This window comes from Pseudomonas sp. PHC1 (genome assembly GCF_046487845.1).
Classification (GTDB): domain Bacteria; phylum Pseudomonadota; class Gammaproteobacteria; order Pseudomonadales; family Pseudomonadaceae; genus Aquipseudomonas; species Aquipseudomonas sputi.
The window spans coordinates 1-19,371 of record NZ_JBJXHJ010000005.1 but is presented as its reverse complement, the minus strand read 5'-3'; the positions used below and the strand labels follow the sequence as shown (position 1 = coordinate 19,371).

Here is a 19,371-nt window from a genome sequence, read left to right as displayed (position 1 = left end):
ACTCCTAGCCTAAAGGGGCTGAATCAGCCTTGTTTTTTGGTAACGGATTCGACGATGTGCGACGGAGCCGTATCGTATTTTTTGAATTCCATAGAGTAGCTTGCGCGACCCTGGGACATGGAACGAACGTCGGTCGCATAACCGAACATCTCACCCAGTGGAACTTCGGCACGGATAACCTTGCCGGACACTGTGTCTTCCATACCCTGGATCATGCCGCGACGACGGTTAAGGTCGCCCATCACATCACCCATATAGTCTTCAGGCGTAACAACCTCTACCGCCATGATCGGCTCGAGCAACTCACCACCGCCCTTCTGGGCCAGTTGCTTGGTCGCCATGGAAGCAGCCACTTTAAACGCCATCTCGTTGGAGTCGACGTCGTGGTAAGAACCATCGAACACGGTAGCCTTCAGGCCGATCAGCGGATAGCCGGCAACAACGCCGTTCTTCATCTGCTCTTCGATACCCTTCTGGATAGCCGGGATGTATTCCTTAGGAACCACACCACCCACTACTTCGTTCAGGAATTGCAGACCTTCCTGACCTTCGTCAGCAGGAGCAAAGCGAATCCAGCAATGACCGAACTGGCCACGACCGCCGGACTGACGAACGAACTTGCCTTCGATTTCGCAGTTCTTCGTGATGCGCTCACGGTACGAAACCTGCGGCTTGCCGATGTTGGCTTCGACGTTGAACTCACGGCGCATCCGGTCAACCAGGATGTCCAGGTGCAGCTCGCCCATGCCGGAGATGATCGTTTGACCAGTCTCTTCATCAGTTTTAACGCGGAAAGACGGATCCTCCTGAGCAAGCTTGCCCAGAGCGATACCCATTTTTTCCTGGTCATCCTTCGTCTTAGGCTCTACAGCAACCGAAATAACCGGCTCCGGGAAGTCCATGCGAACGAGGATGATTGGCTTCTCAGCGTTGCAGAGGGTTTCACCAGTGGTGACGTCCTTCATGCCGATCAGGGCCGCGATGTCGCCAGCGCGTACTTCCTTGATCTCTTCGCGGGAGTTTGCGTGCATTTGCACCATACGACCCACGCGCTCTTTCTTGCCTTTGACCGAGTTGATCACGCCGTCGCCGGAGTTCAACACGCCCGAGTAAACACGGACGAAGGTCAGGGTACCCACAAATGGGTCGGTAGCGATCTTGAACGCCAGAGCTGCGAACGGCTCGTCGTCGCTAGCGTGACGCTCCATCTCTTCTTCCTCGTTATCAGGATTGGAACCCTTGATAGCAGGAATGTCGGTCGGAGCAGGCAGATAGTCGATAACGGCGTCGAGAACCAAGGGAACACCCTTGTTCTTAAACGAGGAACCGCAAACAGCCAGAACGATCTCACCAGCGAGAGTACGCTGACGCAGAGCAGCCTTGATCTCAGCGATCGACAGCTCTTCACCTTCCAGGTACTTGTTCATCAGCTCTTCGTTGGCTTCGGCAGCGGCTTCAACCATGTTGTTGCGCCATTCTTCAGCCAGCTCAAGCATGTCCGCAGGGATCTCCTTGCGAACCGGAACCATACCCTTATCAGAGTCGTTCCAGTAGACAGCTTGCATGTTGATCAGGTCGATCTGGCCCTGGAAGTTGTCTTCCGAACCGATAGCCAGCTGGATCGGCACCGGAGTGTGACCCAGACGCTGCTTGATCTGACCGATCACGCGCAGGAAGTTGGCACCAGCACGGTCCATCTTGTTTACGTAAACAAGACGTGGAACGCCGTATTTGTTGGCCTGACGCCATACGGTTTCCGACTGAGGCTCAACACCCGAAGTACCGCAGAACACAACGACAGCGCCGTCGAGTACGCGCAGGGAACGTTCCACTTCAATGGTGAAGTCTACGTGACCCGGGGTATCGATTACGTTGAAGCGATGCTCGTGTGGGAACTGCTTCTCGGAACCTTTCCAGAAGGTGGTGATAGCAGCAGAAGTAATGGTAATACCACGCTCCTGCTCCTGAACCATCCAGTCTGTGGTCGCGGCGCCGTCATGCACCTCGCCCATTTTGTGACTTTTGCCGGTGTAAAAAAGGACGCGCTCGGTGGTGGTGGTTTTACCAGCATCCACGTGTGCGACGATACCAATGTTACGGTAGCGATTAATCGGAGTAGTACGAGCCATAAAGCCCTCGCAAAATTAGTGAAGCTAAAATTAGAAGCGGTAGTGCGAGAAAGCTTTGTTAGCTTCGGCCATACGGTGCACGTCTTCACGCTTCTTAACAGCAGCACCTTTACCCTCAGCAGCATCCAGCAGCTCGCCAGCCAAGCGCAGAGCCATAGACTTCTCGCCACGCTTGCGGGCGAAGTCTACCAACCAGCGCATTGCCAGAGCGTTACGACGGGACGGACGAACCTCGACCGGAACCTGGTAAGTAGCACCACCAACGCGGCGCGACTTCACTTCGACCAGCGGAGCGATGGCGTCGAGTGCTTTTTCGAAGAGTTCCAGGGGATCGGTACCGGCCTTGCGAGCCGCAACGGTTTCCAGGGCACCATAAACGATACGCTCGGCAACGGCTTTCTTGCCGCTTTCCATAACGTGGTTCATGAATTTGGCGAGGATTTGGCTTCCGTATTTCGGATCGTCCAGAATCTCACGCTTTGCTGCTACGCGACGTCTTGGCATTGATAAGCCCTCAAACGGTCTTCAGGTTAGCTCGGGACAGATCCAGTGGATGCGCGCCCGACCTTACTCTTATCGACTCAATAAAATGAAAATCTGCAAAACGGCCGATTACTTCGGACGCTTGGTACCGTACTTCGAACGACCCTGGTTACGACCTTTAACGCCGGAAGTATCCAAGGAGCCGCGAACGGTGTGGTAACGAACACCTGGCAAGTCTTTTACACGACCGCCGCGGATCAGTACCACGCTGTGCTCTTGCAGGTTGTGGCCTTCACCACCGATGTACGAGGAAACCTCGAAACCGTTGGTCAGACGCACACGGCATACTTTACGCAGTGCCGAGTTAGGTTTTTTCGGCGTAGTGGTGTACACACGGGTGCACACGCCACGACGTTGCGGGCAGTTCTGCAGCGCAGGCACGTCGGATTTCTCGACGATACGCTTACGCGGCTGACGTACCAGCTGGTTGATAGTTGCCATCTACTAGCTCCACTGTTGTCTTGCGACGCTATTGTCTTGCAAGAAAAGCAAAATGGCAGGAACGAATTCCCGCCAAATTTAGGGGATCAAGAGTCTAAAGAGGATCTTGTCCCCAGTCAAGGCAAGGCCCCGACCTACCCGCTCGTCGAACCTCGACAAATTGTCTCGACTCGATGAACGGCTTGATCAGGGCCTCAGCTCATTTTTCGCAGAACTCAGTTACCGCTCGAGTTCAGCGCTTCGGTCAGTGCAGCTTCCACTTCACTGGCGCTTACGCGCAACGGCTTGTCTGCATCACGACGACGCTTGCGCTCGCTGTGATAAGCCAGACCGGTACCGGCCGGGATCAGACGACCCACGACCACGTTTTCTTTCAGGCCGCGCAGGTAATCGCGCTTGCCGGTTACGGCCGCTTCGGTCAATACGCGGGTGGTTTCCTGGAAGGAAGCCGCCGAGATGAACGATTCGGTCGACAACGACGCCTTGGTGATACCCAGCAGAACGCGGGTGAATTTGGAGACAAACTTGTCTTCCGCGTTCAGACGCTCGTTCTCCACCAGAACGTGAGTCAGTTCCATCTGGTCGCCCTTGATGAAGCTGGAATCGCCAGACTCGGAGATCTCAACTTTACGCAGCATCTGACGCAGGATGGTCTCGATGTGCTTGTCGTTGATCTTCACGCCTTGCAGACGGTAAACGTCCTGGATCTCGTTGACGATGTACTTGGCCAGCGCGCTCACACCCAGCAGACGCAGGATGTCGTGCGGATCGCTCGGGCCGTCGGAGATAACTTCGCCGCGGTTTACCTGTTCGCCTTCGAACACGTTCAGGTGACGCCACTTCGGAATCAGCTCTTCGTACGGATCGCTACCGTCGTTCGGGGTAATGACCAGACGGCGCTTGCCCTTGGTTTCTTTACCGAACGCGATGGTGCCGCTGACTTCAGCCAGAATCGATGCTTCTTTCGGACGACGAGCCTCGAACAGGTCGGCAACACGCGGCAGACCACCGGTGATGTCACGGGTCTTCGAAGTCTCTTGCGGGATACGAGCGATAACATCACCGATCGCGATCTTCGCACCGTCCGCAACACCGACAAGGGCGTTGGCCGGCAGGAAGTACTGAGCGATAACGTCAGTGCCTGGCAGCAACAGATCCTTGCCGTTGTCATCGACCATCTTCACAGCTGGACGAATGTCCTTGCCGGCAGCTGGACGATCTTTCGGATCAAGCACTTCAATGTTGGTCATACCGGTCAATTCGTCAGTCTGACGCTTGATCGTGATGCCTTCTTCCATGCCCACGTAGGTCACGGTACCTTTCATTTCGGTAACGATCGGGTGAGTGTGCGGATCCCACTTGGCCACGATAGCGCCAGCGTCGACCTTGTCACCTTCTTTAACCGAAATCACGGCACCGTACGGCAGCTTGTAACGCTCGCGCTCACGACCGAAGTCGTCAGCGATTGCCAGCTCACCGGAACGGGACACAGCAACCAGATTGCCGTCCACACGCTCAACGTGTTTCAGGTTGTGCAGACGGACTGTACCGCCATTCTTCACCTGAACACTGTCGGCTGCGGAAGTACGGCTTGCCGCACCACCGATGTGGAACGTACGCATCGTCAGCTGGGTACCCGGCTCACCAATGGACTGGGCAGCGATAACGCCGACCGCTTCACCGATGTTGACCTGGTGACCACGAGCCAGATCACGGCCGTAGCACTTGGCGCAAATGCCATAGCGGGTTTCGCAGCTGATCGGCGAACGCACGATCACTTCGTCGATGCTGTTCAGCTCGATGAACTCGACCCACTTCTCGTCTACCAGAGTGCCCGCAGGAACGATGACGTCCTCGGTACCCGGTTTGAATACGTCACGGGCAATGACACGACCCAATACGCGCTCACCCAACGGCTCTACAACGTCACCGCCTTCAATGTGCGGAGTCATCAGCAGACCGTGTTCGGTGCCGCAATCGATCTCGGTCACGACCAGATCCTGCGCCACGTCTACCAGACGACGAGTCAGGTAACCGGAGTTCGCAGTTTTCAACGCGGTATCCGCCAGACCTTTACGAGCACCGTGAGTCGAGATGAAGTACTGGAGTACGCTCAGACCTTCACGGAAGTTCGCAGTAATCGGCGTTTCGATGATGGAACCGTCCGGCTTGGCCATCAGACCACGCATACCGGCCAGCTGACGAATCTGTGCTGCGGAACCCCGCGCACCCGAGTCGGCCATCATGTACATCGAGTTGAACGATTCTTGCTCGACTTCGTCGCCGTGACGGTCGATGACTTTCTCTTTCGAGAGGTTGGCCATCATCGCCTTGGAGACTTCGTCGTTCGCTTTCGACCAAAGGTCGATCACTTTGTTGTACTTCTCGCCCTGGGTTACCAGGCCGGAGGCGTACTGGCTCTCGATCTCTTTCACTTCGTCGGTGGCAGCACCGATGATGCGGGCTTTTTCATCCGGGATAACGAAGTCGTTAACACCGATGGAAACGCCGGAAATGGTCGAGTAGGCAAAACCGGTGTACATCAACTGGTCAGCGAAGATCACGGTCTCTTTCAGACCCACCACGCGGTAGCACTGGTTGATCAGCTTGGAGATCGCCTTTTTCTTCATCGGCAGGTTGACGACGTCGAACGACAGACCTTTCGGCACAACCTGGAACAGCAGCGCACGGCCGACAGTGGTGTCGACGATACGGGTGTTGTTCACGCTGTTGCCGTCACGATCATTCACGGTTTCGTTGATACGAACCTTGATCTTGGCGTGCAGTGCGGCTTCGCCGGCACGGAACACACGGTCAACTTCCTGCAGATCCGCGAACACACGACCTTCGCCCTTGGCGTTGATCGCTTCACGAGTCATGTAGTACAGACCCAATACAACGTCCTGCGACGGAACGATGATCGGCTCACCGTTGGCTGGCGACAGAATGTTGTTGGTCGACATCATCAACGCACGCGCTTCGAGCTGGGCTTCCAGCGTCAGCGGTACGTGCACGGCCATTTGGTCGCCGTCGAAGTCGGCGTTGTACGCGGCGCAGACCAGCGGGTGCAGCTGGATAGCCTTACCTTCGATCAGTACCGGTTCAAACGCCTGGATGCCCAGACGGTGAAGGGTCGGTGCACGGTTGAGAAGAACCGGGTGTTCGCGAATCACTTCAGCGAGAACGTCCCAAACCTCTGGCAGCTCACGCTCGACCATTTTCTTGGCGGCCTTGATGGTGGTCGCCAGACCACGCATTTCCAGCTTGCCGAAAATGAACGGCTTGAACAGCTCGAGAGCCATCTTCTTCGGCAGACCGCACTGGTGCAGACGCAGGGTCGGACCTACGGTAATTACAGAACGACCGGAGTAGTCAACACGCTTACCGAGCAAGTTCTGACGGAAACGACCTTGCTTACCCTTGATCATGTCAGCCAGGGATTTCAGAGGACGCTTGTTCGAACCTGTGATAGCGCGGCCACGACGACCGTTGTCGAGCAGTGCATCGACAGCTTCCTGCAACATACGCTTTTCGTTGCGCACGATGATGTCCGGAGCGGACAGATCCAGCAGACGCTTCAAGCGGTTGTTACGGTTGATCACTCGACGATACAGATCGTTGAGGTCGGAAGTCGCGAAACGACCACCATCCAGCGGTACCAGTGGACGCAGATCTGGCGGTAGAACCGGCAGAACGGTCAGCACCATCCACTCTGGCAGGTTGCCGGAACCCTGGAAGGCTTCCATCAACTTCAGACGCTTGGACAGTTTCTTGATCTTGGTTTCGGAGTTGGTTTGCGGAATTTCTTCACGCAGACGGCCAATCTCGTGCTCCAGGTCGATAGCGTGCAGCAGCTCACGCACAGCTTCAGCACCCATGCGGGCGTCGAAGTCGTCACCGAACTCTTCCAGCGCTTCGAAGTACTGCTCGTCGTTCAGCAGCTGACCTTTTTCAAGAGTGGTCATGCCCGGATCGATAACGACATAGCTCTCGAAGTAGAGAACGCGTTCGATATCACGCAGGGTCATGTCCATCAGCAGGCCGATACGGGACGGCAGCGATTTCAGGAACCAGATGTGGGCAACCGGCGAAGCCAGTTCGATGTGCGCCATGCGCTCACGACGAACCTTGGCCAGTGCAACTTCAACGCCGCACTTCTCGCAGATCACACCACGGTGCTTCAAGCGCTTGTACTTACCGCACAGGCACTCGTAATCCTTTACCGGGCCAAAGATCTTGGCGCAGAACAGACCGTCACGCTCAGGCTTGAACGTACGGTAGTTGATGGTTTCCGGCTTTTTAACTTCACCGAACGACCACGAGCGGATCATCTCAGGCGAGGCCAATCCGATACGGATGGCGTCGAACTCTTCGACTTGACCCTGGTTTTTCAGCAAATTCAGTAGGTCTTTCAAGGCCTTTCCTCCTGGCGGAGCAGAGAGCGGGCAATCCTGCCCCGCTCTCGATCGCGTCACGTGTTATTCGGTTTCCAGATCGATATCGATGCCGAGGGAACGAATTTCCTTGATCAACACGTTGAAGGACTCGGGCATGCCCGGCTCCATACGGTGATCGCCGTCCACGATGTTTTTGTACATCTTGGTCCGGCCGTTCACATCGTCCGACTTCACTGTGAGCATTTCTTGCAGAGTGTAAGCAGCACCGTATGCTTCCAGTGCCCAGACCTCCATCTCCCCGAAACGCTGACCACCGAACTGCGCCTTACCACCCAGCGGTTGCTGGGTAACCAGGCTGTACGAACCGGTAGAACGCGCATGCATCTTGTCGTCTACCAAGTGGTTCAGCTTCAGCATATACATGTAGCCAACGGTAACTGGACGCTCGAACTTGTTGCCGGTACGGCCGTCGGTCAGCTGCATCTGGCCGCTTTCTGGCAGGTCTGCCAGTTTCAGCATGGCCTTGATTTCGCTTTCCTTGGCACCGTCGAACACTGGAGTGGCCATTGGAACACCACCACGCAGGTTCTTCGCCAGATCCAGGATTTCCTGATCGGAGAAGCTGTCCAGATCTTCGTTACGACCGCCGATCTGGTTGTAGATCTCGTCCAGGAAGGTACGCAGTTCAGCGACTTTACGCTGCTCTTCGACCATCCGGTTGATCTTCTCGCCCAGACCTTTGGCCGCGAGGCCCAGGTGGGTTTCAAGGATCTGACCAACGTTCATACGCGAAGGTACGCCCAGTGGGTTGAGGACGACGTCGACCGGTGTGCCATTGGCATCGTGCGGCATGTCTTCAACCGGCATGATCACGGAGACCACACCTTTGTTACCGTGACGACCGGCCATCTTGTCGCCCGGCTGGATGCGACGACGGATTGCCAGGTAAACCTTGACGATTTTCAGCACACCTGGAGCCAGGTCATCGCCCTGCTGCAGTTTGCGCTTCTTGTCTTCGAACTTGTCGTCCAGCAGACGGCGACGATCAACGATGTAGGCCTGGGCCTTCTCGAGCTGCTCGTTCAGAGCATCTTCAGCCATGCGCAGTTTGAACCACTGACCATGCTCAAGACCGTCGAGTACTTCGTCGGTGATGTCCTGACCTTTCTTCAGGCCCGCGCCACCTTCAGCCTTGTGGCCTACCAGAGCGGAACGCAGACGCTCGAAGGTCGCGCCTTCAACGATGCGGAACTCTTCGTTCAGATCCTTGCGGATCTCGTCCAGCTGGGACTTCTCGATCGACAGGGCACGAGCATCACGCTCAACACCGTCACGAGTGAAGACCTGCACGTCGATGACAGTACCTTTGGTGCCGGTTGGCACACGCAGGGAAGTGTCTTTAACGTCGCTGGCTTTTTCACCGAAGATCGCACGCAGCAGCTTTTCTTCCGGAGTCAGTTGGGTCTCGCCTTTCGGAGTGACCTTACCTACCAGAATGTCGCCGGCGCCGACTTCAGCACCGACGTAAACGATACCGGCTTCGTCCAGCTTGTTCAGTGCAGCTTCACCCACGTTAGGGATGTCCGCAGTGATTTCCTCTGGGCCAAGCTTGGTGTCACGAGCCACACAGGTCAGTTCCTGAATGTGGATCGTGGTGAAACGGTCTTCCTGAACCACACGCTCGGACAGGCAGATGGAGTCTTCGAAGTTGAAGCCGTTCCATGCCATGAACGCGATGCGCATGTTCTGACCCAGAGCCAGTTCACCCATGTCGGTGGACGGGCCGTCGGCCATGATGTCGCCACGCTGAACACGATCACCCTTGCTCACCAGCGGACGCTGGTTGATGCAGGTGTTCTGGTTCGAGCGGGTGTACTTGGTCAGGTTGTAGATGTCGACACCCGCTTCGCCGGTTTCAACTTCGTCATCAGCAACGCGAACCACGATACGGCTGGCATCAACGGAGTCGATCACGCCGCCACGACGAGCCACGACGCAAACGCCGGAGTCGCGAGCCACGTTACGCTCCATGCCGGTACCGACCAGCGGCTTGTCAGCGCGCAGGGTTGGTACAGCTTGACGCTGCATGTTCGAACCCATCAACGCACGGTTGGCGTCGTCGTGCTCGAGGAACGGAATCAGCGACGCTGCAACCGAAACTACCTGCTTCGGCGAAACGTCCATCAAGGTCACGTCTTCCGGCGCCTTGACGGTGAATTCGTTCAGGTGACGTACGGCCACCAGTTCGTCGATCAGGACTTTCTGCTCGTTCATGGTCGCCGAAGCCTGCGCGATCACGTGATCGGCTTCTTCAATGGCGGACAGAAACACGATGTCGTCGGTGACCACACCCTCTTTCACCACGCGGTACGGGCTCTCAAGGAAACCGTACTGGTTGGTGCGCGCGTAAGCAGCCAGGGAGTTGATCAGACCGATGTTCGGACCTTCCGGCGTCTCAATCGGGCAGACACGACCATAGTGAGTCGGGTGTACGTCACGGACTTCGAAGCCCGCGCGCTCACGAGTCAGACCGCCAGGGCCGAGTGCAGAGACACGACGCTTGTGGGTGATCTCGGACAGCGGGTTGTTCTGGTCCATGAACTGCGACAGTTGGCTGGAACCGAAGAACTCTTTCACAGCCGCAGCCACTGGCTTGGCGTTGATCAGGTCTTGCGGCATCAGGCCTTCGCTTTCAGCCATCGACAGACGCTCTTTGACCGCACGCTCAACACGTACCAGACCAACGCGGAACTGGTTCTCGGCCATTTCGCCAACGCAGCGAACACGACGGTTACCCAGGTGGTCGATGTCGTCGACGATGCCTTTACCGTTACGGATATCGACCAGAGTCTTCAGTACCGCGACGATGTCTTCCTTGCACAGCACGCCCGAACCTTCGATCTCGGTACGACCGATACGACGGTTGAACTTCATCCGGCCGACCGCAGACAGGTCATAGCGCTCAGGACTGAAGAACAGGTTGTTGAACAGGGTCTCGGCAGCGTCTTTGGTTGGCGGCTCGCCTGGACGCATCATGCGATAGATCTCGACCAGCGCTTCCAGTTGGTTGCTGGTGGAGTCGATCTTCAGCGTGTCGGAGACGAACGGGCCGCAGTCGATGTCGTTGGTGTACAGCGTTTCGATGCGTACAACGCCAGCCTTGGCGATTTTCGCCAGGACTTCGGTCGACAGCTCGGTGTTGCACTCCGCCAGGATCTCGCCGGTAGCCGGATGCACGATGGCCTTGGCGGTCGTACGACCGAGGACGTAGTCCAGCGGCACATCCAGCGTCTTGATACCGGCTTTTTCGATCTGGTTGATGTGGCGCGCGGTAATACGGCGGCCTTGCTCAACGATGACCTTGCCCTTCTCATCCTGGATGTCCAGAACCGCAACTTCACCACGCAGGCGCGATGGCACCAGCTCCAGGCTGAGGGTTTCGCCGCTCAGGTGGAACACGTTGGTAGTGTAGAACGCGTCAAGCACTTCTTCAGTGGTGTAACCGAGTGCTCGCAGCAGAACCGAGGCCGGCAGCTTGCGACGACGGTCGATACGCACGAAGACGCAGTCTTTCGGGTCGAACTCGAAGTCCAGCCACGAACCGCGGTAAGGAATGATACGCGCGGAGTACAGCAGTTTGCCGGAGCTGTGCGTCTTGCCACGGTCGTGGTCGAAGAACACGCCCGGGGAACGGTGCAGCTGGGAAACGATAACGCGCTCGGTACCGTTGATTACAAAGGTACCGTTCTCAGTCATCAATGGGATTTCACCCATGTAGACTTCTTGCTCTTTGATGTCCTTGATCGCTTTGTTCGACGATTCTTTGTCGAAAATGATCAGGCGCACTTTTACCCGCAAAGGTACGGCGAAAGTTACACCGCGCAATACGCATTCTTTGACATCAAATGCCGGTTCGCCCAGGCGATAACCGACGTACTCCAGCGCAGCATTGCCGGAGTAGCTGATGATCGGGAAAACGGATTTGAAGGCCGCATGCAGGCCCACGTCGCGGAACTGATCTTTAGTCGCTCCCGCTTGCAAGAATTCACGATACGAATCCAGCTGGATGGCCAGGAGGTAAGGCACATCCATGACGTCCGGCAACTTGCTAAAGTCCTTGCGGATACGTTTTTTCTCAGTATATGAGTAAGCCATCAGCGTTCCCCAGCTTGGTCACCTGCTTGTTTGGCCCCTCCCGACGGGAGCAGCCAGAAAATCGTGCAAACCCCATGGTTTGCGCCACCGCATCGGGTGGTTACAGCTCGTTATCGACACCGACCCAGTCGGCTGCCAATAACGGAAAAAGGCCGGTGGCAAGAGCCACCAGCCATCAGCCTGTCGCTTGACGCTCGGGCTGGAGGAGCAAAGTCGATGCTTACTTCAGCTCGACTTTAGCGCCTGCTTCTTCCAGCTTCTTCTTAGCGTCTTCAGCAGCTTCTTTCGAAACGCCTTCAGCTACAACCTGAGGAGCGCCGTCGACTTTCTCTTTGGCTTCTTTCAGGCCCAGACCGGTCAGTTCACGAACTGCCTTGATCACGTTGACTTTCTTCTCGCCGGCTTCAACCAGAACAACGTTGAACTCGGTTTGCTCTTCAACAACAGCGGCAGCAGCAGCTGGACCAGCAGCAGCAACAGCAGCGGTCACGCCGAAGGTTTCTTCCATTGCTTTGATCAGCTCAACAACTTCCAGAACGGTTTTCTGGCCGATTGCTTCGATGATTTGTTCGTTAGTCAGAGACATGACTCAATTCCTGATTTGGTGGACAGCCTGTACGGCTGTCGAAATAAACAAAAATACGCGAGAGTGGAAACGCTCAGCCTCAGGCTGCAGCTGCTTCTTTCTGATCGCGAATTGCCGCCAGAGTACGAGCCAGCTTGCTGGTAGCGCCTTGAATCACGCTCATCAGTTTCGCAATAGCTTCGTCGCGAGTTGGCAGGCTTGCCAGCACGTCGATCTCATTCGCTGCGAGGAACTTGCCCTCGAACGAAGCTGCCTTGATCTCGAACTTGTCCTGACCCTTGGCAAATTCCTTGAACAGACGAGCAGCAGCGCCCGGGTGTTCGTTGGAGAATGCAATCAGGGTCGGGCCGGTGAACACGTCGTTGAGGACACTGTATTGAGTGTCAGCAACAGCGCGCTTGAGCAGGGTGTTACGTACAACACGTACGTAAACGCCAGCTTCACGAGCCTCTTTACGGAGTCCGGTCATTGCGCCTACTGTTACGCCACGGGCATCAACCACGACAGCGGACAGAGCGACTTTGGCAGCCTCGTTGACTTCAGCGACGATGGCCTTCTTGTCTTCGAGATTAATTGCCACGGGTTTAACTCCTGCTTGTTACCGTTTCATTCGATCGAAACCGAATGTCGTTTTGGTGTCTGATTCGGTAAGGAACCGGGAGCACCATCTGCGTAGGCTTGAGGTTTAAGACTTGCGTCGCCTACGGTCTTGGATAGCCCCCGCCAGGCAGGGACCCCAATCTTTCAATTGGCGCAGTCAACTGCGCCAATTTTTGTCTTACGCGTCCAGCGAGCTCTGGTCGATGACCAGACCTGGGCCCATAGTGGTGCTCAGGGTAACGCGCTTGACGTAGATACCTTTCGAAGAAGCTGGCTTGATACGCTTCAGATCAGCGATCAGGGCTTCAACGTTTTCCTTCAGCTTGACGGCATCGAAGCCAATCTTGCCAACGGAAGTGTGGATGATGCCGTTTTTGTCGGTGCGATAACGAACCTGACCAGCCTTGGCATTTTTAACCGCGGTAGCGACGTCTGGGGTAACAGTGCCGACTTTCGGGTTAGGCATCAGACCACGTGGACCGAGGATCTGACCCAGTTGACCTACAACGCGCATGGCATCCGGGGATGCGATCACTACGTCATAGTTCAGGTCGCCGCCTTTCATTTCGGCAGCCAGGTCGTCCATACCTACACGGTCAGCGCCGGCAGCCAGAGCGGCCTCAGCAGCTGGACCCTGGGTGAACACAGCAACGCGAACAGTCTTGCCAGTGCCGTGTGGCAGCACAGTAGCGCTACGAACGACCTGGTCGGATTTACGCGGGTCTACGCCCAGGTTTACAGCTACGTCGAACGACTCGACGAACTTGGCAGCTGGCAGCGAAGCCAGCAGAGTTGCGGCCTCTTCGAAGTTGTAGGACTTGCCCGCTTCGATTTTTTCAGCGATAGCCTTTTGGCGCTTGGTCAGCTTAGCCATTACACACCCTCCACGTTAAGGCCCATGCTACGAGCAGAACCGGCGATAGTGCGCACGGCTGCATCCATATCAGCTGCAGTCAGATCCGCGTTTTTGGTTTTCGCGATTTCTTCCAGCTGAGCACGGGTAACAGTGCCAACCTTAACGGTGTTTGGACGAGCGGAACCGCTGGTCAGACCGGCCGCCTTCTTCAGCAGAACCGAAGCAGGGGTGGATTTGGTTTCGAAAGTGAAGCTACGGTCGCTGTAGACAGTGATGATCACTGGAGTCGGCAGACCCGCTTCCAGACCCTGGGTACGGGCGTTGAAAGCTTTGCAGAATTCCATGATGTTCACACCATGCTGACCCAGAGCAGGACCAACAGGTGGGCTTGGGTTAGCCTGAGCGGCCTTCACTTGCAGCTTGATGTAAGCGGTAATCTTCTTGGCCATGAGGCACTCCAATTACGGGTTCGAACGCCTCGAAAGGCTCCCCGGTTACTTGCGCGTTTATCCCAGTGACGACAAAACCCCACAGCCTAGGGCTGCGGGGTTGGGATGCTTGCTCAGCTAGACCTTTTCGACCTGACTGAACTCCAACTCTACCGGAGTAGAGCGTCCGAAAATGAGCACCGCCACTTGGATCCGGCTCTTTTCGTAGTTAACTTCTTCAACGACACCGTTAAAGTCAGCGAAAGGCCCGTCATTGACTCGAACGGTCTCACCTGGCTCGAACAACGTCTTCGGCTTCGGCTTGTCACTACCGTCGGCAACGCGACGCAGAATCGCCTCAGCTTCTTTATCTGTGATTGGTGCTGGCTTATCAGCAGTACCGCCGATAAAACCCATCACCCGAGGAGTATCCTTGACCAAGTGCCAAGTACCCTCGTTCATATCCATCTGAACCAGCACATAACCTGGGAAGAATTTGCGCTCGCTTTTGCGTTTCTGGCCATTACGCATCTCAACCACTTCTTCAGTGGGAACCAGAATTTCGCCGAAGCCATCTTCCATGCCAGCCAGCTTTACGCGCTCGATCAACGAACGCATGACATGCTTCTCGTAACCCGAGTAAGCATGCACAACGTACCAACGCTTAGCCACGGGACACCCTTAGCCGACAATCAAGGAAACAAGCCAGCCGAGCAGGGAATCAAGCCCCCACAACAGCAACGCCATAACCAGAACAACAGCCACAACAATCAGCGTGGTCTGCGTGGTCTCTTGGCGAGTTGGCCATACGACTTTACGAATCTCGGTGCGAGCTTCCTTAACCAGTACAAAGAAAGACTTGCCCTTGGCTGTTTGCAGACCTACAAAGGCAGCCACAGCAGCAATAACAAGCAAAGCGAGTACACGGTACAGGATCGGCGAAGCAGCGTAATACTGATTGCCAACAACGCCAACAACCACCAAAGCGACTACTACAAGCCACTTGAGCAAATCGAAGCGAGAGCCTTGAGCTTCAGCCTTAGGAGTCATCTATGAAGATCCTGTGAAAAGAAAGCCAGACACACCGAGTGAATCTGGCAGGTCAGGAGGGAATCGAACCCCCAACCTACGGTTTTGGAGACCGTCGCTCTGCCAATTGAGCTACTGACCTAAAACAAAATCAGGCCGACCATTATGCCGGCCCGAAAAAGACATTACAACTGTTTACTCGATGATCTTGGCTACAACACCAGCACCAACGGTGCGGCCGCCTTCACGGATTGCGAAACGCAGACCGTCTTCCATCGCGATGGTTTTGATCAGGGTAACAGTCATCTGAATGTTGTCACCTGGCATTACCATTTCAACGCCTTCTGGCAGCTCGCAGTTACCAGTCACGTCAGTAGTACGGAAGTAGAACTGTGGACGGTAGCCTTTGAAGAACGGAGTGTGACGACCGCCTTCTTCCTTGCTCAGAACGTAAACTTCTGCGGTGAACTTGGTGTGCGGCTTAACCGAACCTGGCTTGACCAGAACCTGACCACGCTCAACGTCGTCACGCTTGGTGCCACGCAGCAGAACGCCGCAGTTCTCGCCAGCACGACCTTCGTCCAGCAGCTTGCGGAACATCTCAACACCGGTGCAGGTGGTGGTGGTGGTGTCACGCAGACCAACGATTTCCAGGGCGTCTTGAACACGAACGATACCGCGCTCGATACGACCAGTTACAACAGTACCGCGACCCGAGATCGAGAACACGTCTTCGATTGGCATCAGGAACGGCTTGTCGATAGCACGCTCTGGCTCTGGGATGTAGCTGTCCAGAGTTTCCACCAGCTTCTTGACAGCACTGGTGCCCATTTCGTTGTCGTCTTTGCCTTCCAGCGCCATACGAGCCGAACCGATGATGATCGGGGTGTCGTCGCCTGGGAAGTCGTAGGTGGACAGCAGGTCGCGAACTTCCATCTCAACCAGTTCCAGCAGCTCAGCGTCGTCTACCAGGTCAGCCTTGTTCAGGAAAACCACGATGTACGGAACGCCTACCTGACGGGACAGCAGGATGTGCTCACGGGTTTGCGGCATCGGACCATCAGCGGCCGAGCAAACCAGGATCGCGCCGTCCATCTGCGCAGCACCAGTGATCATGTTCTTCACGTAGTCAGCGTGACCTGGGCAGTCAACGTGAGCGTAGTGACGAATGTTCGAGTTGTACTCAACGTGCGCAGTATTGATGGTAATACCGCGAGCTTTTTCTTCTGGAGCGCTGTCGATCTTGTCAAATTCAACTGCGGCCGAACCGAAAACTTCGGAGCAGACGCGAGTCAGAGCAGCGGTCAGAGTGGTTTTACCGTGGTCGACGTGACCAATGGTCCCTACGTTGACGTGCGGCAGGGAACGATCAAATTTTTCCTTAGCCATCGATATCACCCCTAACAGAAGAAATTGAGCAAACAACACAAGCCATTAAAACAAAGGCAGATATTTTCATATCTGCCTTGTTATATGGAGCTCTTGAGCGGATTTGAACCGCTGACCTCACCCTTACCAAGGGTGTGCTCTACCAACTGAGCTACAAGAGCGTAACACCTTGCACAACCTGCAAACTTGGAGCGGGTAGCGGGAATCGAACCCGCATCATCAGCTTGGAAGGCTGAGGTTCTACCACTAAACTATACCCGCGGAGCCTGCAGCTCACGCTAAAATCTGGTGGAGGGAGAAGGATTCGAACCTTCGAAGTCGTAGACGTCAGATTTACAGTCTGATCCCTTTGGCCGCTCGGGAACCCCTCCTAATCAGGCCGGCATTCTATACTATGCCAAACCCCTGTCAAGCATTTTCTCATTTAAAAACCTGAGGTTAGCTGCATTGACATCACTCCGCCGCACCAACCTTTTCAGGTCTTCGCTGTGGAGCGGGCGCCATTCTATGCAAACTATTCAGCAGGTGCAACCCCCTCGCACGGCATTATTTTATGTTTTAACTCATTGAATTCCTTGGAAAGGTTTTGAAGTTGAGCATCCCCCAGCAAACGCTGGGTTTCAGGGGTGACCTGGAACCAATATGAGCCGCCGGGAGACTCTTTCGGCAATTGAAGAGCTTTGGCCCCCACTTCAGCAAAACGCTGCTCCAATGCCCGAGCAGACTCAGGGCGACTCAAGCCACCTATATATAGGCACTGACTATCAGACTTTGCCCCAGTCCTTTTTTCACGAAAAGCATTACCACCCGCCTCACTCAACAAGCGAATATCTTGTTGCGGGCCACGATAAAGACTGAGCGGCGTAACATCCTTTGCACGCAGCGGTGCCTCCTGCTGATGCCAGACGTAATAAAACACATTGAGTACCAGAAGCAGAAGGAACAACCAACGCATACCAACCTCAGGAAAAAGGACACGCCATAGCCAAACCCACGAACACCAAATCGGAAACAACGCGGGCCTCCGGAGCAATATCCGAGACCAGCTCCGCATCACCACCCGTAATGAAGACACTGTAGTCATCACCCCAGTAGGAATGCGCCATCTCTAACTGGGTCAATACGAACCCCCTGAGCATCAACAAACAGCCACGCTCTACAGCCTCAGCCGTATTTTGCCCCGGAGCCTGACTCATCAATGCCCGCTCCGCCACGAGATCTCCATAGCGAATTTTTCGGGTATGGGTACGCAACTGATTACGCATTAGCGGCATGCCAGGACAAATGAAACCTCCCAGATGCTCACCGTCCGCCGAGATGAAATCGGCAGTCACCGCCGTCCCGAAATCAAGTACCAGACAAGCCCCTTTAGCCAAGTAAAAACCACCAAGCATCGCCAGCCAGCGATCGAGGCCAAGGCGCTCATAATCGTCGTAACCATTTTTCACGCCGGACATCTCGCGAGCTGGCGCCGCACAGATAACGGAAATACCGAACTCCCGCTCGAGCAAACCAATCAGCAAACGGGTCTCTTCTTCGGTTCTTACGCTGACGAGGCGGCATTTATCGAGAGACATGTTCTCTAGCGATCGAAGCCCCTCGACCAATGCCCCATCAGAATCAACTACACCTTCCGCGACCAGAGCACCCGCCTCAGCACTCAGCACCCGCCATTTGATAAAGCTGTTTCCACAATCAAGCTCAAGAATCATCACGCAACCTCAAGCTGAGCTCACCACCACTAAAGACTTTTTCCATACCATCCACCTTCAGCCGGAGCGCACCTTGATTATCAATTCCTAGCACCACACCATCCACCTGGTTGACGCCGGCAGTGAGAGAAACCGGCTTTCCTTGCCACAAGTGGCTTGCCTCCCACTCCGCCTGAAGCGTAGAGAAGCCGTCAGTTTGGTGCCGTTGCAAATAGAGTTGCAGCCGCTTACTCAGCTCAACCGCCAGATTGTTGCGATCACAGGATTTGCCCGACTCCAAACGCATCGAAGTCCATTGCTGATCGACTTCATCTGTAGCCTGCATGTTCACATTGATGCCTATGCCCAACACTACATGGCACACGTCTGCCGGATCACCAACCAGCTCCAACAGTATCCCGGCGATTTTTTTTTGCCCGACCAATACATCATTGGGCCATTTCAGCCCAGCACCTTGCACCCCAAGCGCGCGCAAGGTCTGCATGACCGCGAGACCAACAACGAGACTTAACCCTTCAAGCTGACGCATCCCACCATCAACACGCAACACGAGACTGTAATAAAGGTTTTCGGCAAACGGGCTTACCCATTTACGACCTCTGCGCCCGCGCCCGGAGCTCTGCCGCTCAGCCAATATTAGAAAGGGCGCCACCCGACCTCGATCGACGGCGCGCAACGATTCAGCATTAGTTGAGTCGATAGAATCGAAGACACTGACAGACAAGCCGACAAGACCTTCCTCTATTTTGAGCGAATCAAGCAACGTCAGGGGCGAGGCTAATTGATAGCCCCTCCCTCGAACTTTATGTATGGATAACCCAAGCTCCACCTCCAAATGCTGAAGCTGCTTCCACACCGCACTTCGACTAATTCCCAAGGCAACACCCAGGGCCTGACCGGAATGGAATCGACCATCCTTCAGAAGGTTCAACAACGTCAGCATGCAGATCTCGCCTCAGAATGAGGCCCGAATAATAGCCATGCACGGGGCCACTGCATAGAATTCAAACAATTCATTTTCCTGCGGACAAAACAAAACCCCAACTGCTTTCGCAATTGGGGTTTCGGAATTTAATCTTGACGATGACCTACTCTCACATGGGGAA

General features: G+C 55.3%; 15 protein-coding genes and 4 tRNA genes. All 19 read right to left on the bottom strand.

Annotated features, from left to right (window positions below; translation table 11 throughout):
• Positions 1-23: 23 nt before the first annotated feature.
• A complete protein-coding gene (gene fusA, locus ACKJSM_RS08860; RefSeq protein WP_410237242.1) occupies positions 24-2,129 on the bottom strand; it encodes an elongation factor G in 2,106 nt (701 codons plus the stop codon).
• 30 nt (positions 2,130-2,159) lie between these two features.
• Entirely contained in the window at positions 2,160-2,633 is a 474-nt protein-coding gene (rpsG, locus tag ACKJSM_RS08855; RefSeq protein ID WP_016772941.1) for a 30S ribosomal protein S7, read from the bottom strand.
• A 108-nt stretch (positions 2,634-2,741) separates the two neighbouring features.
• Positions 2,742-3,113: a 30S ribosomal protein S12 gene (gene rpsL, locus ACKJSM_RS08850; protein WP_003186084.1), complete on the bottom strand. Its 372-nt coding sequence runs from the start codon at positions 3,111-3,113 to the stop codon at positions 2,742-2,744.
• 215 nt (positions 3,114-3,328) lie between these two features.
• The gene (gene rpoC / locus ACKJSM_RS08845) at positions 3,329-7,528 is read right to left on the bottom strand and encodes a DNA-directed RNA polymerase subunit beta' (protein ID WP_236180125.1); all 4,200 of its coding nucleotides are present in this window, start codon (positions 7,526-7,528) and stop codon (positions 3,329-3,331) included.
• Between the two features lie 63 nt (positions 7,529-7,591).
• Positions 7,592-11,665, bottom strand: coding sequence for a DNA-directed RNA polymerase subunit beta (gene rpoB, locus ACKJSM_RS08840; protein ID WP_236180123.1), 4,074 nt, complete (start codon positions 11,663-11,665; stop codon positions 7,592-7,594).
• Positions 11,666-11,885: 220 nt separating this feature from the next.
• Complete coding sequence (gene rplL / locus ACKJSM_RS08835; RefSeq protein WP_007957596.1) at positions 11,886-12,251, bottom strand: 50S ribosomal protein L7/L12; 366 nt, start codon at positions 12,249-12,251, stop codon at positions 11,886-11,888.
• A 79-nt stretch (positions 12,252-12,330) separates the two neighbouring features.
• Positions 12,331-12,831 (bottom strand): 50S ribosomal protein L10, encoded by a 501-nt coding sequence (gene rplJ, locus ACKJSM_RS08830; protein ID WP_169432136.1) that lies wholly within the window; start codon positions 12,829-12,831, stop codon positions 12,331-12,333.
• 198 nt (positions 12,832-13,029) lie between these two features.
• The gene (gene rplA / locus ACKJSM_RS08825; RefSeq protein ID WP_236180120.1) at positions 13,030-13,725 is read right to left on the bottom strand and encodes a 50S ribosomal protein L1; all 696 of its coding nucleotides are present in this window, start codon (positions 13,723-13,725) and stop codon (positions 13,030-13,032) included.
• A complete protein-coding gene (gene rplK, locus ACKJSM_RS08820) occupies positions 13,725-14,156 on the bottom strand; it encodes a 50S ribosomal protein L11 (protein ID WP_003228756.1) in 432 nt (143 codons plus the stop codon). Before rplK ends, rplA begins: the two co-directional genes overlap by 1 nt.
• Before the next feature lie 117 nt (positions 14,157-14,273).
• Positions 14,274-14,807 carry a transcription termination/antitermination protein NusG gene (gene nusG / locus ACKJSM_RS08815; protein ID WP_007957598.1) on the bottom strand — a complete coding sequence of 178 codons (534 nt, stop codon included), beginning with the start codon at positions 14,805-14,807 and terminating at the stop codon, positions 14,274-14,276.
• A 9-nt stretch (positions 14,808-14,816) separates the two neighbouring features.
• Positions 14,817-15,185 carry a preprotein translocase subunit SecE gene (secE, locus tag ACKJSM_RS08810; protein ID WP_064589465.1) on the bottom strand — a complete coding sequence of 123 codons (369 nt, stop codon included), beginning with the start codon at positions 15,183-15,185 and terminating at the stop codon, positions 14,817-14,819.
• Between the two features lie 45 nt (positions 15,186-15,230).
• Positions 15,231-15,306: transfer RNA gene (locus ACKJSM_RS08805), tRNA-Trp, on the bottom strand.
• Positions 15,307-15,359: 53 nt separating this feature from the next.
• A complete protein-coding gene (tuf, locus tag ACKJSM_RS08800; RefSeq protein WP_236180118.1) occupies positions 15,360-16,553 on the bottom strand; it encodes an elongation factor Tu in 1,194 nt (397 codons plus the stop codon).
• A gap of 85 nt (positions 16,554-16,638) precedes the next feature.
• Positions 16,639-16,714, bottom strand: a tRNA-Thr gene (locus ACKJSM_RS08795).
• Between the two features lie 26 nt (positions 16,715-16,740).
• Positions 16,741-16,814, bottom strand: a tRNA-Gly gene (locus ACKJSM_RS08790).
• A 25-nt stretch (positions 16,815-16,839) separates the two neighbouring features.
• Positions 16,840-16,924, bottom strand: a tRNA-Tyr gene (locus ACKJSM_RS08785).
• 143 nt (positions 16,925-17,067) lie between these two features.
• The gene (locus tag ACKJSM_RS08780) at positions 17,068-17,508 is read right to left on the bottom strand and encodes a hypothetical protein (protein WP_339490670.1); all 441 of its coding nucleotides are present in this window, start codon (positions 17,506-17,508) and stop codon (positions 17,068-17,070) included.
• Positions 17,509-17,515: 7 nt separating this feature from the next.
• Positions 17,516-18,265 (bottom strand): pantothenate kinase, encoded by a 750-nt coding sequence (locus ACKJSM_RS08775; protein WP_410237241.1) that lies wholly within the window; start codon positions 18,263-18,265, stop codon positions 17,516-17,518.
• Entirely contained in the window at positions 18,255-19,208 is a 954-nt protein-coding gene (gene birA / locus ACKJSM_RS08770; RefSeq protein ID WP_236180111.1) for a bifunctional biotin--[acetyl-CoA-carboxylase] ligase/biotin operon repressor BirA, read from the bottom strand. The genes ACKJSM_RS08775 and birA overlap by 11 nt, the downstream gene beginning before the upstream one ends.
• Positions 19,209-19,371: the final 163 nt, after the last annotated feature.